Origin of the sequence: Sphingobium naphthae (assembly GCF_043589935.1) — a bacterium.
Taxonomy (GTDB): Bacteria; Pseudomonadota; Alphaproteobacteria; order Sphingomonadales; family Sphingomonadaceae; genus Sphingobium; species Sphingobium naphthae_A.
The window spans coordinates 555866-570747 of the sequence record NZ_CP171454.1 but is presented as its reverse complement, the minus strand read 5'-3'; the positions used below and the strand labels follow the sequence as shown (position 1 = coordinate 570747).

The 14882-nt window shown below is 63.0% G+C and carries 13 protein-coding genes; 3 read left to right on the top strand and 10 right to left on the bottom strand.

Annotated features, from left to right (window positions below; genetic code table 11):
• Window positions 1–8: 8 nt before the first annotated feature.
• Entirely contained in the window at window positions 9–3779 is a 3771-nt protein-coding gene (locus ACGGKE_RS02825; RefSeq protein WP_048577674.1) for a conjugal transfer protein TraG N-terminal domain-containing protein, read from the top strand.
• Here the strand turns inward: ACGGKE_RS02825 and ACGGKE_RS02820 are convergent.
• The 6 genes from ACGGKE_RS02820 to ACGGKE_RS02795 form a co-directional block, all read right to left on the bottom strand.
• On the bottom strand, window positions 3766–4221 hold the full coding sequence (locus tag ACGGKE_RS02820) for a hypothetical protein (protein WP_048577673.1): 456 nt from the start codon (window positions 4219–4221) through the stop codon (window positions 3766–3768). The genes ACGGKE_RS02825 and ACGGKE_RS02820 overlap by 14 nt on opposite strands.
• Window positions 4222–4464: 243 nt before the next feature.
• The gene (locus ACGGKE_RS02815) at window positions 4465–4992 is read right to left on the bottom strand and encodes a hypothetical protein (RefSeq protein ID WP_048577672.1); all 528 of its coding nucleotides are present in this window, start codon (window positions 4990–4992) and stop codon (window positions 4465–4467) included.
• Complete coding sequence (locus ACGGKE_RS02810) at window positions 4989–5234, bottom strand: DUF1778 domain-containing protein (RefSeq protein ID WP_237449632.1); 246 nt, start codon at window positions 5232–5234, stop codon at window positions 4989–4991. The genes ACGGKE_RS02815 and ACGGKE_RS02810 overlap by 4 nt, the downstream gene beginning before the upstream one ends.
• A gap of 267 nt (window positions 5235–5501) precedes the next feature.
• On the bottom strand, window positions 5502–6380 hold the full coding sequence (locus ACGGKE_RS02805; RefSeq protein ID WP_202408155.1) for a LuxR family transcriptional regulator: 879 nt from the start codon (window positions 6378–6380) through the stop codon (window positions 5502–5504).
• 117 nt (window positions 6381–6497) lie between these two features.
• Window positions 6498–6656, bottom strand: a complete 159-nt coding sequence (locus tag ACGGKE_RS02800; protein WP_158500997.1) for a hypothetical protein — start codon at window positions 6654–6656, stop codon at window positions 6498–6500.
• Window positions 6657–6847: 191 nt separating this feature from the next.
• Window positions 6848–7780 (bottom strand): 1-phosphofructokinase family hexose kinase, encoded by a 933-nt coding sequence (locus ACGGKE_RS02795; RefSeq protein ID WP_048578303.1) that lies wholly within the window; start codon window positions 7778–7780, stop codon window positions 6848–6850.
• A gap of 522 nt (window positions 7781–8302) precedes the next feature.
• Between ACGGKE_RS02795 and istA (ACGGKE_RS02790) the strand changes: the two genes are divergently transcribed.
• Together istA (ACGGKE_RS02790) and istB (ACGGKE_RS02785) are read left to right on the top strand one after the other, a co-directional pair.
• Window positions 8303–9817: an IS21 family transposase gene (istA, locus tag ACGGKE_RS02790; protein ID WP_021238707.1), complete on the top strand. Its 1515-nt coding sequence runs from the start codon at window positions 8303–8305 to the stop codon at window positions 9815–9817.
• The gene (gene istB / locus ACGGKE_RS02785) at window positions 9804–10532 is read left to right on the top strand and encodes an IS21-like element helper ATPase IstB (RefSeq protein ID WP_031304487.1); all 729 of its coding nucleotides are present in this window, start codon (window positions 9804–9806) and stop codon (window positions 10530–10532) included. Before istA (ACGGKE_RS02790) ends, istB (ACGGKE_RS02785) begins: the two co-directional genes overlap by 14 nt.
• A gap of 452 nt (window positions 10533–10984) precedes the next feature.
• On the opposite strand, the gene istB (ACGGKE_RS02780) is transcribed toward istB (ACGGKE_RS02785), so the two are convergent.
• The 4 genes from istB (ACGGKE_RS02780) to ACGGKE_RS02765 are packed head-to-tail and all read right to left on the bottom strand — an operon-like array spanning window position 10985 to window position 14881.
• Window positions 10985–11752 carry an IS21-like element helper ATPase IstB gene (istB, locus tag ACGGKE_RS02780; protein ID WP_048578302.1) on the bottom strand — a complete coding sequence of 256 codons (768 nt, stop codon included), beginning with the start codon at window positions 11750–11752 and terminating at the stop codon, window positions 10985–10987.
• Complete coding sequence (istA, locus tag ACGGKE_RS02775) at window positions 11749–13239, bottom strand: IS21 family transposase (protein ID WP_081261070.1); 1491 nt, start codon at window positions 13237–13239, stop codon at window positions 11749–11751. Before istA (ACGGKE_RS02775) ends, istB (ACGGKE_RS02780) begins: the two co-directional genes overlap by 4 nt.
• 59 nt (window positions 13240–13298) lie before the next feature.
• Window positions 13299–13703, bottom strand: a complete 405-nt coding sequence (locus tag ACGGKE_RS02770) for a phasin family protein (protein ID WP_245843016.1) — start codon at window positions 13701–13703, stop codon at window positions 13299–13301.
• Window positions 13704–13750: 47 nt separating this feature from the next.
• The gene (locus ACGGKE_RS02765) at window positions 13751–14881 is read right to left on the bottom strand and encodes an ABC transporter permease (protein ID WP_088137969.1); all 1131 of its coding nucleotides are present in this window, start codon (window positions 14879–14881) and stop codon (window positions 13751–13753) included.
• Window position 14882: the final 1 nt, after the last annotated feature.

Here is a 14882-nt window from a genome sequence, read left to right as displayed (position 1 = left end):
GCCACGCCATGATCCGCATTCTCCGCGCCCTGTCCGTCCTGATCGCGCTTTTCGTGGCCACACCCGCGCTGGCGATCGATACCAGCTTCCATACTTATGACGGCTTTGCCGAGACTGTGGACGCCTTCCGCCTGGTCTCGATGATCTTCGGCGATCCGCGCTACGAGACACTGGTACTGATCGTCGCGGTGGTCGGCATCGGCCTCGGTGTCCTGCTCGCCGGCATCCGCGGTCAGGGCATGGGGCTGGTCGGGTTCGGTTTTCAGATGCTGATCGGCGTCGGGCTGTTCGTCGGCATGGTGGCGACCACGGGCACGGTCCATGTCTATGACCGCGTCCGCAACGCCTATCAGCCGGTCGGCGACGTGCCGAACCTGATCGTGCTGGTCGCGGGCGTGACCAATATGATGGAGCGCGCGCTGGCCGAGGTCATCGACGACAATACGACCGATCCGCACGCCAAGCTCGAGTTCGGCGCGGGCGGCCACACGTTCGATCTGTTTCTCAATGCCGCGTCCCCGCGCGGTCCGATGACCGACACCTTCCTAGATAGCACGATCAAGGACTATGTCCGGCAATGCTATCCGGTCGCGCGCGTCTCGCCCGCCTATGGCGTTGACGATGATATGCTGTTCCGCACCGCCACCGATCTGCCCGCCGCCTTCGCGGGTATGGCGGGTCCCGCGACATTCAGCACGGTGTTCACGTCCACCGACAAGGGCGGCACGACGGTCAGCTGCACCGAAACCTGGGAGCATATCTCGACGCGCCTCTCCGAGCCCGCGCTGTTCGACAATTACGTCGCGCAGGTCTGCACACGCACCGGCTACGATATCACCAACGCGACCCAGCTACAGCGTTGCCGATCCAACATCGGCGAACTCGGCCAGATGATGATGGACACACCCCAGTCGCTCCAGCAGTTCCTGACCAATGTCATGCTCGGCAGTACGGTGGGAGACGTGCTGTTCGAGGACAGTCCGGCAACCGCCGCGCGCGTCATGGCCAATCGCGCCGTCGTCTCCTCCGGCCTCGCCACCATGTCGACCGCCAACGAATGGATGCCGACCATCCGGGCCACGGTCTTCGGAATCATGTTATTCATGATGCCGATCGCGCTCCTGTTCATCCTCACCCCGATCAACCTGCGCGTCGCGTCGTTCGCGCTCGGTCTTTTCGTGTTCGTCGCGCTTTGGGGCGTGATCGACGCCGGCATCCATCAACTCACCTTGGGCCGCGCGACCGACGTGCTGGCCGAGATGCGCGCGAACAATGTCGCGGCCAACGCATGGATGCTCGCGCCCTCCTCCGCGATGAAGGCGCTCGCCATCTTCGGGAGCTTCCGCACGGCTGCGGCGGGACTTGCGGGCGCCTTCGTGTTCACCGTGTTCCGTTTTTCGGGCAACGTGTTCACCTCGTTCACCAGCGGCGCCCTCGGTGTCCAGGGACAGGGCACGGCCGCCGCCGCGCCGCTCGCCACAAGCGAGGGCTATGCGGGCGCGCTCGAGGCGCAGGCGACGGCGGCGGGCACCATGGCGCGGCGCGGTGCGGCGTCGAACTTCGGCGACTTCGGGGAGCGCTCGACCTTCGGCGCGAACCGGGCATTCGGCGCCGCAAGCCGGGTCCTCGGCGAGCACGGCGGCGGGGCGAACGGCACGGCCGCATTCGGCATGGGTGGGCTCGATAGCGCACGAGAACTGGGCGGGTTATCGCCAGCGCTCACTGGCCGTAGTCTGACCGATCCAGCGACCGTTCGCGCAGTGCGCGACAATGCCGCGACGACGGCGATCCATAATTTCGCGGAGAAGGATGCGCTGCGCGCGCTGGGCACGGGATATTTCGGCCAGGGACAGGCGGGCGAAGGTGCCTTTGCCGCCTTTACGCAACGGATGGTCCAGTGGAAGGCGTTCGGCGATACGCGCGCCTATGACATGATGTTGTCCGGCGCACAGCGGCATTTCGAGCGGAACGGCTACGACCAGAAGGACGCGGTACTGAAAGCTTCGACGGTGATCGCGCAGGCATCGGCCGATCCAACCTTCGCCAAGCTGATTGCCAACACCTTCGACCAGGAGCAGATGCTGCGGAACGACCTCACCGCCGCTCAGGTCCAGGTCGGCGCGATGGAAGGACGGCGCGATTTCGCGGGCGACAATGTGACGCGGATCGAGCGCGGCAATGTCGCGACCGAGCAGGCACACCGCACCGGCAGCAATGAGGGGCAGCGTAATGCCGCATCGATGCTCGGCCTCGGCGTGCAGGAAACCTCCCGTCGGATCGCCTTCATCAACGCCCTCTCGGGCGAAGCCCGCTCCACCGCCATTTCCCAGCTCTCCCGCGCAACTGGCCGCAACGAAGCGCAGGTGATGCGCGCGCTCGAAACCTACAATGCCGCTGTGCAGGTCGGCACCGCCGACGGCGCGACGGCCGAGGCTGCCCGGGAAGGCACCAGCGTCTACGGGCGCACACGCGAGGCGGCGGGCTACGACTTCGCCGAGCGGTCGGGCAAGCTCGATGCGCAGCGCGAGGTCGGCCATGATGGAACGCGCTCTGCGGCTCGGATCGGCGAGCAGCGTCGACAGGCCGACAATGCCGGCTTTGCCGAGGGTGCGGCGGCTGCGGGCATGTCGGTGCGGCAGGCGGCCCACCTCGATAGCTTCATTCGCACATTGTCGCAGGGTGCCGGCAATCAGGTCGATATGGCCGAAGGCGGCGCGGAAGGAATTGCCGATCGCGCGCGCAACGAGCGCCTGACCCGCATTGTCGACAATGAGCGCCTGACCCGCATGCAGCAACTGCTGGGCGAGCATGGCGTGCAGATGTCCAAGCGCCAGATCGCCATGGCGCAAAATGGTGACCTGAGCCTCAATCTGACGCCGGAGACCGCAGCGCAGATGTGGCGCGGTGGTCTGATCAACGAGAGCCAGCTCGGTGCGATCGCCAATGGCGGGCGTGCGCGATTTTCGTTCGCCGACAACGATGTGCTGGTATCGAGCTCGGTCGGGTTCCAACAGTCGGCGCGCAACGACACCAGTACGCGTTTCGAGGCGGGCAAACAGGCCGGGCCCGACACGATCGAGCATTTCCTGAGCAGCGGCGAACAGGGCCAGGCCATGATGCAGAACTGGCTGCGCGGCGGGTTCGAGATGGACCGGCACGGCAACTGGCGGCTCAATCCGCAGGTAGCAGATACGCTCACCAGGGACGTCCAGGCGATCATCGCGCAGACCGGATGGCAGCGGGGGCTGTCGCGCTCGGCGCAGGATCAGGTCACGATTGGTACGTCTGTCGGTGCTCATGTCGGAGGGAGTATCGACTCTCAGGAATCCGAAGCTATTGGCGGCCGCGGACAACCGGCCGGCAAGGGACAGCAATCGAGCCAAACGCCGACCACCCAGAAGGGCCGTTCCACCTCGGGACGTGTCGGCGGAAGTCTGGGGTTCGAGAGCCGTGATGTTGGCATTTCAACGGAGAATGCTCAGTCGAGCCTGGATATCGTGAACTACGACGTTCGAGAGGCAATTGCTGCCGCCGAACGTGCCGCGGCCCGGTCCAGCGATCCGGCTGCAACCTTCTCCCGCGAACTGTCAGATCGCATCCTTGGCCCGGATGGCATGCGTAACCGCTACCTTCAGGACGCGGATTCCGGGCGCGCGACATTCGACGTTACTGGCCCTCTCACATCGGTTGAACAGAACGCGGTTCTGAAGGGCGGGAGATTCTCCACGGACATCGAGGGCAGCCCGGGCGATGGCGACAGCAGCTTCAAAAAACGCTGATACGAGCGCCATTGTTAGGGCTTATCGGATTGCCGATGTATAGCGCCCCGGAGCGCGGATCGTGGATATCGCTGCCGGCTCGGATATCTTCCATAGCGCGATCATGCTCTTCCCACAGACGGGCAATTCTAGCCCGCGCCTCATCGGATATAGGATCGCCCTCGCCCTGCGGCGCAAATGCCGTCAGCCAATCCTGCGCGTAACCGACACCCAGCGCCAGGAGCGCAGTCATCGGGAAGAAAAGCACATTGAGAAAACCGGCAGGCGCGCTGTCGTAGAAGGCCTCCAGCGGCGCGATCTTCGTGGACGCCGCCATGCCGATCCACCAGACCGGGATCGTGGCCCACCACGCCTTTGCATACCACGGACGCCACAGCCAATCGGCTAGCCTCAGCCGCGGCGCTGCAGGATCGGTTGGGGGCATGTCGGCTGCGGTATTCATCGATAGTTCCTCGCAGCCGACTATAGCAGAGATCTTGTCATTGTTCCATCATTCATAGCCGGTTTCGTGCGGCAAATCGCACTGGAACACTGGTTTGACCCCGCTGATTCTGTTCTCTGCAAGCCGATCTGGAGCGCGCCTCAGCCTTCGGGTTCCGATGTGGATATGGTCGCGCGAGTGACCCCGGTGTGGAGCTCACGTCGAAGACAAACGACATTGCACGGCGCATCGCGCCCTGAACGCCTAGAACTGGCCTGCAGCTCTCAATTCACGTTCGAGTGTCGCAAAGGGCAATATGAGCGTCAGCGGTTTGTCGTGCAGCGGAATAGCGCCGTAGCCGGCATACCAGTCCGCGGCGCGCTCGTTTTTGGCGTCGATGATCAGCATAACCCCGCCGACCTCGGTCGCGACGCGAATGCATCTGCGCCCGATCGCGCCCAGGAGCTGACCCCCGAGCCCTTGCCCCTGCACACGCAGATCCGTTGCTAGCCGCGCGAGCCGGAAGCCCGGCACCTCATGCCTGGCGAGTCCTCGCCTCGCCAGTTCTGGCGTATCCGCATGATCCATGCTGCCCGGAGCGATGCTGTAAAAGCCGAGAACCGTCTTGCTGTCGGTGTCGTCGATGGCGAGGAACGTCTTCGCCCCGCCTGCCTCGTGGCTTTGCCGCGCATAACGCTGCAAGTAGACGTTCAGATCATTGTCGCCGCAGTCGAATGAAGTCCGGTCATGCGCTTTCGAAATCGCTTCCTCGTGCCATGAAGGAAGCGTCATGCCAACTTCGGCATCGCGGCGATGGCAGCGCGCAGTTTCGCATTCACCGGCGGCGGGTTCTCGAGCAGATCAAGAACGAGCAGGCTGTCTCTCTCGCTCAGTTTCGTCCGCTCCGACTCTTCGATCACGTTCTCGGCCTCGCGCAGCGCCGAACGTGTGACAAAGGTCGTGAGATCGGTATGCTTGAGCGCAGCCGCCCGGGCAAGCAAAGCCTTTTGCTCCGGCCGAATCCGCAGGCTCATGCGTCTGTTGTCTTCCACTACTGCTCGCGGCATTGTGTGCCTCCACTCGTACAGCTTCAATTGGTACACCCTTCCGCTGCCGTTCGTCAAGCAGTGTACGCTTTGAAAGAGCACCGGGGCGCTTGGGGGCGTTAACGCGCTTCCCCACTCACCACCTTTCCGATTCTACTCCACCGCCTCAACCAACCTCCACCCTTCCGCGCTGCTCGCCGCAAAATGGTCCAAGCCGTATCTGGCGCATCGTCCGCTCCCGCAACGCGATGTGAGCTATCCACGCTCCGGCTTGTCGTCGGCGCTCTCGGGCACCTTGCTATCCCTGTCCTGGCCATCACGGATGACCTGAGCATCGATGATCGCGCGCGCGACCAGCTCCGAGCGCCTGAAGACGCCGTAGCGTTGCTTCGCTCTCGTTATGAAATACCGAACCGTGGTTTGGGCGATCCCGAGGATCTGGCCGATCTCCCAATCGGTCTTGCCGAGCGCGATCAGCGCCGTGCATTCTGCCTCGCGGCGCGTAAGCCGGGGAACATTGCGGTCGTGCATGGCGTGATGGAGATAGAGGCCCGCCCTGAACGCGAAGCCGGCGATGATCTGGAGCGTGGTCATCAGCGATGGCGTGATCTCGATCGGTTCCGGGCGGGCGAAGGTGCATGACGCGTAGGACTCGCTCGGGATGTGTAGCGGCACGGTGACGCCGTGAACGATCCCGTAGCGCCCCGCTTCCTTGAAAAGGGCATGCTGGTGATCGGCAAGCTCGACGACGTTGCTGATCTCCTCCCAGCCGAACGGCCGATCGAGAAGCTGGCTCACTTCATAGACCGGGTCGATAACATAATAGTGGTTTGCGATGTAGGATTGGACGAACTTCGCCGGATAGTTGGTGACCACCATCGAGCACTCGACCAGCCGCGGCAGACCGCCGTGTTGGACCAGCGCGATATAGGGAAAGCCCATTTGCCTGGCGGCATCAGCCAGTCCGTCGCGCAGTGCCTCGGTCGACGATGCCATGTTGAGACGGGATAGCGCTTCAAGCAGGCGGGGTCCGACATACACGGGTTTCTCCTCCTCGCCGGCGCAGATCTTCGTCCAGTCGCAGGCTTCCGCTCCGACCAGACTAGGCGGAAACTTCTCGAAGAAGGGACGCATCTGCGGTTGTCTTAGCGTCTTGCGGACGACAACTTTTCTGATCGCGTGAGCTTGAAAAGCAATTTTTAGCCGAATCGAGGCCGGTCGTGCTAATATTCATAAAGGATGGATCCTTTGCTAGATTTGAGGGGCCTGCTGCTGCTCCAGAGCGGCCGTGATTATGGCGGCCTGCATGTGCGGCAGAAAAAGCAGTATCCTCGCCGCCTCTGGATGAGCAATCGGGAAGGGCGCGCGGACGTTCATGTTCGCCCCGTTGGGAGTATTGTCGGTCATCATTCAGTCTCTTTGGCGTAAGAGGTTGACTGACCGACCGGCCTTTTTCCAGCAATGCGGGATTCTACGCACCAGGGTCTGTTGCGCGCCGCCTAGCGCTATCGCCGTCGCAACCAGGCTCGCGATCGAACTAGCGTCGAGCTTGCGCATGATTCGGGCGCGATGAATCTCAGATGGCCGATTTGCCGCAACACTCAGGGTATTGGCGTAACCTGCTGGTATAGGTGCTGGATATTGTCTGGTCTGGCGAGATCGTGACCCGGGCTCATCACGGCGGCAGCGCCAGCAGCAATTCCGAAGCGGAACGCTTCGGCCGTATCCCAGCCGATCGAGATCGCAAAGAGCATGGCGGAGAGGAAACTGTCACCGGCGCCAACCGCACTTTTCGCCTCTATGGAGGCGGCCGGCAGAAAAAGCTGTCCGGTGGCAGTGGCAAGGATTGCGCCGTCATGGCCCATGGTCACGGCGACATGCGCGGCTTGTCCCGATCGAACGATTTCCATTGCGGCATTGGCGATCTCGTCGGGTGTCGCGAGTTTCTGGCCGGTGAATTGCCGCAACTCGCCGATGCTGGGTTTTACGAGAAAGATGCGGCCTTCCTGAAGGCCACCCTTGAGACCGGGCCCTGAACTGTCGAGCACAACCGGGATATTGCGTCGGTGCATCAGCGCCGCGACCTGACCGTAGAAGTCACCGGGCATACCCCGGGGTAGCGAACCGCTTAGGACCATGAATTTGCACTGCGCGTTTTCAAGCTGGGCAAGACACGCCTGCCATTCGACAGGCTGGATTGTCGGGCCGGGCGGGACGAAGCGGAATTCCTTGCCGCTTTCGATCTCCAGCACGGCAGATGCAACGCGGGTGTGGCCCGCGATGGTGATGCGATTGCGAACAAGCTGATGAAGGTCGAGCAGGCCGTCGAGCGCATCGCCCGTTGCGCCACCCGCCATATAATAGTTTCGAGCATTGCCGCCGAGGCGGACGAAGACCCGGGCGACGTTGATGCCGCCACCGCCTGGGCTGTAAAACTCGGATTTTGTCCGCATCTTGCGCGTGTGGAACATGCGATCGACTTCGTAGGCGACGTCGATCGTGGGGTTCAGCGTCAGGGTGGCAATGTTCGTCATTCTGCCATTGAGCGGGCCGGCCGCATTCCGGTCTATCCGCAATATCCCCAATTCAACCGGCCCATATTCGCGGATGTGATCGAGGATCGACGACGTCGCGGTCAGCGCGATGTGCTCGGCCAGTACGGCAATGCCAGTTGACGCGGCCCACTACGGGATATCTCGCATAGCTCGAGTTATAGGGGTGTCTAAGGGTCGGACTGTTGCAGACCAAGCAGGAGCAGAGTGAGCCGATGAGTAACGAGCCCAAGATCACCTTCCACGGCGCTGCAGGGACAGTCACCGGCTCGTGCATGGAACTGCACTATGGAGGGAGTACTGTGCTTATCGACTGCGGCCTTTTCCAGGGATCGCGGACTCTCGAAACGCTCAATCGGGACCCATTTTCATTCGATGTGCGCAGGATCTGAGGATCAGCGTGCAATAGGCACCCCCTTCGTGGGGTGATCGGCGTGCAAAAAGGACCCCTTCATCCCGGGGATTTAGTCGGCCGACTGGTTTTGATCAGTTGGCGAGAACGGGATGTTGATCGTGGAGACAGTGGTTCGGATTCGGCGTGAGCATGCAGCGGGTAAGGCGATCAAGGCGATCGCTCGTGACCTTCGTTTGTCGCGGAAGGTCGTCCGCAAAGCGATCCGGTCGCCGGAGGCGGCGTTCAACTATCAGCGCAAAGTCCAGCCGCTGCCGCGGATCGGTCCTTATCAGGATCGTCTCGATGCGCTGCTTGAGGAGAACGAAGGTCGCGGCCGCCGCGATCGGCTACGGATGACGCGTATCCATGACCTGCTGGTGCGCGAGGGGTTCGATGGATCCTATGATGCGGTGCGCCGCTATGCGGCGCGCTGGCGTGCTGCGCGGCGGAAGGATGCTGGCGAAGGCGCACCGGCGTTCATCCCGATGACCTTCCAGCCGGGTGAGGCCTACCAGTTCGACTGGAGCCACGAGGATGTGGAGATCGCCGGCAAGCCGATGCGGGTGAAGGTGGCGCATATGCGTCTCTGCGACTCGCGCGCACCCTATGTCCGGGCCTATCCGCGCGAGGGCCAGGAGATGCTGTTCGATGCCCATGCCCGGGCGTTCGCGTTCTTCGGCGGTGTGCCGCGACGCGGTATCTACGATAATATGAAGACGGCGGTGACGGCCGTGTTCACCGGCAAGGAGCGTGTGTTCAACCGCCGCTTCCTGATCATGACCGATCATTACATGGTCGAGCCGACCGCCTGCTCGCCGGCGGCGGGATGGGAGAAGGGCCAGGTCGAGCAGCAGGTCCAGACAATCCGAGGCCGCTTCTTCCAGCCGCGGCTCCGGTTCGCCAGCCTGGCCGAGCTCAACGGGTGGCTGGAGGCCGAGTGCCGGCGCTGGGCCGAGCATCATGCCCATCCCGAACGCGGGGATATTACCGTCGCCGAGGCGCTGGATATGGAGCGACCGGCCCTGCAGCCGATCCTGGCACCGTTCGACGGCTTCCATGAGAGCGAGCATGCCGTCACCGGCACCTGCCTCATCAGCTTCGATCGCAACCGCTACTCGGTCATGTCGACGGCCGCACGCCGGACCGTTCAGGTGCGCTCCTATGCCGATCGCATCGTCATACGCTGCGGCGATGCGATCGTCGGGGAGCATGAGCGCCACTTCGGTCGGAACCGCACGATATACGATCCCTGGCATTATCTGCCGGTCCTCGCGCACAAGCCCGGCGCGCTGCGTAACGGCGCACCGTTCCAGGACTGGGATCTGCCGCCCGCCCTGCACCGATTACGGCGAAGGCTCGGCACCGGGGACGAGGCCGATCGCAGGTTCGTGCGGGTCCTCTCGGCGGTGCTCACCGATGGCCTGGAGCCGGTAGAGGCTGCCGTGCGCGAAGCGTTGGCGAACGGAACGGCCAGCGACGAGCTGATCCTCAACATCCTCTCCCGGCGCCGCGAGCCGGCGACACCCCACAGCATCGTCACTTCGGAAGACCGGATGCTGCAGCATCCTCCGCTCGCCGACTGTGCCCGCTATGATCTGCTGCGAGGCTATGATGCAGCGGCATGATATGATCGACACGATGCGCGGCCTCGGACTCAAGGGCATGGCGGCGGCGTTCGACGAGGCGGTCACCACCGGCCTCCAGCGCAAGCGCACCACCATGGAGATACTGACCGACCTGCTCCGTGCTGAGGCGACCCACCGGGATGCAGCCTCCATCCGCTATCGGATGACGGCTGCGAGGCTGCCCGTGGTGAAGGACCTGGAGCGGTTCAGCTTCGAGGGCACACCGATCAATGAGGAGATGATCCGCTCCCTTCACGATGGCTCCTTCCTCCCGCCTCGCCGCAATATCGTGCTGGTCGGCGGCACGGGGACAGGCAAGACCCACCTCGCCATCGCGATCACCGCCAATGTCGTGCGAAGGGGCGCTCGCGCCCGCTACTTCAACACCGTCGATCTGGTGACACGCCTCGAAGAGGAGACCCGGATCGGCAAAGGCGGGACCCTGGCGGCGCAGCTGTCGCGGCTCGACCTGATCGTTCTCGACGAGCTCGGTTATCTGCCGTTCGCCCGCTCGGGAGGGCAGTTGCTGTTCCACCTCATCAGCAAGCTTTATGAGCGGACCAGCGTCATCATCACCACGAACCTCGCCTTCGGCGAATGGCCGACCGTGTTCGGCGATCCCAAGATGACCACGGCGCTGCTCGACCGCGTCACCCACCACTGCGATATCGTCGAGACGGGCAACGACAGCTGGCGCTTCAAAAACCGCAGCTGACAGCCACCTTCGGCGCCTTCAAAAATCTATCTTGCGCTGCGCGCGCCTCCGGTCGGGCTACGCCCGCCCTCCGCCGCACGCAGCGCAAGGCCATCTTCAACAAACCAGCATCATATTATCTGAAAAGGGGGTCCCTCTTCGACGCCGATCGGGGGTCCCTTTTGAACGCCGTTTGACAGGTTCGAGCCGGTACCGGGCTTCAGGACCCGGTTTTGGAATGCAGGGCATATTCTGGGGTCAGCGTCGGCCGAGATGCACGTCGGAGGCTCGCACCTATTGTTCTCGGGAGACCTTGGACCGCATCACAAGGCATTCCATGCGGATCCTGTCAACGGCGGCGTAAAAGTCGTCCATTGGGCGGAGCAAAACCAGGCCACTTGATCCGGGTGTTGGCGAGCGCCGGGAGGGCGTAGCCCGAGCGGGGGTCGCCAACACCCGGATTGCCGTTTCTGTCAGGGGTTGGGACGTGCTTTGCGTGCCTGGCTCTGGGCCAGGCGATAGCTCTCGCCGTTCATCTCGAGGATGCTGACGTGGTGGGTGAGCCGGTCGAGGAGCGCGCCTGTCAGGCGCTCGGAACCGAACGTCTCGGTCCATTCGTCGAACGGCAGGTTGCTGGTGATCAGCGTCGAGCCGCGTTCGTAGCGCTGTGAGATCAGCTCGAACAGCAGTTCCGCGCCGGTTTTGGAGAGGGGCACGAACCCCAGCTCATCGATGATGAGAAGCTTATAGCCGGTCATCTGCTTGTGTAAGCGCAGTAGGCGGCGTTCGTCGCGTGCCTCCATCATCTCGCTGACCAGCGCGGAAGCAGTGATGAACCCGACCGTCAGGCCCTTCTGGCAGGCCGCCAGGCCAAGACCGATCGCGACATGGGTCTTGCCGGTCCCCGACGGGCCAAGGGCGATGACGTTCTCGCGACGGGTAATCCAGTCACAACGCGCCAGTTCGAGCACCTGCATCTTGTTGAGCTTCGGAATGGCGGCAAAGTCGAAGCTGTCGAGGCTCTTGGCGGCCGGGAACCGCGCGGCCTTGATCCGGCGCTCGACCATCCGGCGTTCCCGGTCGATCAGTTCCAGTTCGACAAGCCGAGCAAGGTAGCGGACATGATCTACGCCCTCTGCTGCGCATTGCCGGGCCAGCTTGTCATGCTCGCGCAGGAAGGTTGGCAGCTTGAGCGTCTTGAGGTGGCTGGCGAGCAGCAGTTCGGGAGCTTGGCTGCTCATGCCGCTGCTCCGCCGGTCAACAGCCGCATGTACGAGCGCGCCGATGTTGTCTCCACTCTGGCCCTGGGCAGGTAGGGATAGATCGCCATGTCCAGTCGGGGCGGGCGGCGCTCCACCCGGCATAACAGGAGATGCTTCACCGCATCGAAGCCGATCGCGCCCATATCAAGGGCCTGCTTCACCGCGCCATGCAGATCGGCCAGAGCGAAGCTCTCCAGCAGGCGCAGTACCTGCACATATTCGCGCCGGCCATGCTTGCCCATGCGCGTCTCCATCAGCCGGCGCAGCGTTGTAAATACCTCGGGCAGGTCCCAGCCCTGCAATGGTGCGGCCTGATCGAGGGCATTGATCTTCTGTTCGATCAGGGGAAGGTAATGGATCGGATCGAAGATCACATCCTCGCGCTCGTAGCTGCGCACATGGCGGGCAATGATCTCGCCCCGGCAACCGATCACCACCTCGTCGACATAGCCCCTGATCCACACCTCCTGGTGGCCGAAGCGCACCGGCACCGAGTAATCGTTGGTCCGGTAACGCACCAGCGCCTGCGATGAGACCTGGCCGCTGGTCTGGTCACAGGCCTCGAAGGGGGAAGCCGGCAGTTCCTGCATCGCCGCCAGATCGCGCCGCAGCCTCTCGCCAATCGTCTCACTCTCGCCCCGCAGCCGGTCGTTCTGCCGTTTGCGGCATTGCTCCTCGAGCCACAGGTTGAACGCCTCCCATGTCGGGAACCGGGGGATCGGCACCATGAAGTTGCGCCGGCAATAGCCGACAAGGCCTTCAACGCCGCCCTTATCGTTACCCTTGCCGGGGCGGCCGTAACGATCACGGATCAGGTAGTGCGACAGGAAGGCGCTGAACAGCCTCGCGCGCAGCCGCGTCCCGTCAGGCAGGATCTTCGAGACCAGGCAGCGGTCGTTGTCGTAGACGATCGACAGCGGCACCGCGCCGAAGAACGCAAAGGCGTGGACATGGCCGTCCATCCAGGCCTCGGCAACGGCAGCCGGATAGGCGCGTACGTAGCAGGCGTCGCTGTGCGGCAGATCGAGCACGAAGAAGTGCGCCTTCTGCTCCACCCCGCCGATCTCGACCAGAGCTTCTCCAAAATCTGCCTGCCCATGGCCGGGTGCGTGTGCCAGCGGCACGAACATCTCCCGGCTGCGCTGATCCCGATCCCGGATGTAATCCTTGATGATCGTGTAGCCTCCGGTGAAGCCATGCTCTTCGCGAAGGCGATCGAACACACGCTTCGCCGTATGGCGCTGCTTGCGCGGGACCGACCGGTCCCCATCCAGCCAGCCGTCGATGATCGGTATGAACGCTTCCAGCTTCGGTCGCCGCACCGGGGCGCTGCGACGGTAACCGGGCGGCTCGGAATACGACAGCATCTTGCGGACCGTGTCGCGCGATATGTTGAAATGCTTCGCTGCCGCCCGGGCGCTCATGCCGCCCGCGCAGGCAAGACGAACCTTCAGGTAAAGTTCCACGGTGTAAATCCCTCATCCCTCCTCGCCAGCATCGCGAAAAGGGAAAAAGTGGACGACTTTTACGCCGCCCGCAGCAGCACTTCGCCGCCGCTACCGTGGTCTAATTTTGCACCGCCGTTCTCAGCCTGCGTAACCGATTTCTGCCAGTCTTGAATAGCTATTTGCAGGCCTTGGGTGAAGGTTGTCTGGTTTTTGATCGCGACTTGTGTCAGCGCCTGCGCGCCGCCCACGTGGTACTGGAACTGACGCCAGAAGGCTTGTGCGGGCAGCGTGGCCAGTTCCTGCCAGTTCTTGGCCTTGAGCAGGTTTTCGATTTCTGCGCCGGACTCGGCAATGCCGTCTTTGCCTGCGCGCGTGGCGTTCTCCAACCATTGCTGGCCGTTTTCCTGCACCAGGCGCTGGAGGCGCAACTGCAGTTCCAGGTTCGCCTTGAACAGGTTGAGAGGGATGGTTTCATTGCTCATGGTCAAACTCCTTACTGGGTTGAGTGCCCACTCGGGCGATCAAACGATCAGGCCATCTGGCCGATCGTTTTGCGAAAGCGTGCCAACGACAGGAAAAACAGCACCGTGCCGATCAGGGCCAGCGCCAGGAACGGCTGCCATACCGTCTCCAGGCCCGCGTCCCGGTAAAGGATGGCCTGGCTCAGTTCCACGAAATGGGTGGTGGGTGCGATCAGCATGATGTTCTGCACGATCTCGGGCATGCTTTCGCGGGGCGTGTCGCCGCCGGATAGCATCTGGAGCGGCATGATGGTCAGCATCATCAGCATGCCGAACTGCGGCATGTTGCGCGCCAGCGTGGCGATGAATATGCCCATGGAGGTGGTGGCGAACAGGCTGAGGGCCGCGCCGGCGAAGAACAACACAATGGAGCCCTCGATGGGCACGCCCAGGATGCCGCGCACCATGAGGTTGAGGGACAGGAAGGAGGCGATCAGCACGACCAGGGCCATCGACCAGACCTTGGAGAGCATGATCTGCGCGGGTGTAACCGGCATCACCAGCAGGTGCTCGATGGTGCCGTGCTCGCGCTCCCGGATCAGCGCTGCGCCGGTCAGGATGATGGACAACAGCGTGATGTGGTTGATGATCTGCACCACCGAGCCGAACCAGGCCTTGTCCAGTGCCGGGTTGAAGCGTGCGCGCAATGCCAGATCCACGGGTGGCGCGTCGGTGCCGCGGTAACGCTTGACGAACTCATTGACTTCGCCGGTGAAGATCTGCTGGATATAGCCACTGCCGGTGAAGGCCTGGCTCATGCGGGTGGCGTCGACATTGAGCTGCACGGCAGGCGATCGCCCCGCCAGCACGTCGCGCTGGAAGTTGGGCGGAATGACCAGAGCGAAGGTGTACAGCCCCGCGTCCATGCCCGGGTCCACGTCCCCATAGTCGATCATGGCCGGTGGCGTGAACTGCGGGGGGTAGAAGGCCGAGGCAACCCGCTGGGACAGCGCCGAATTATCCTCGTCGACGATGGCGATGGGCGCGTTGTGCAGCGTCTCCGGCATGGACGTGGCCTTGGTGTAGACCGACGCGGTGAACACATAGACGATGAGCACAAGCATCATCGGATCGCGCCACAGACTCCACAGCTCCTTGACACCAAGGTCGTAGATATTGGCCAGGTTTCTTCTGCGCATC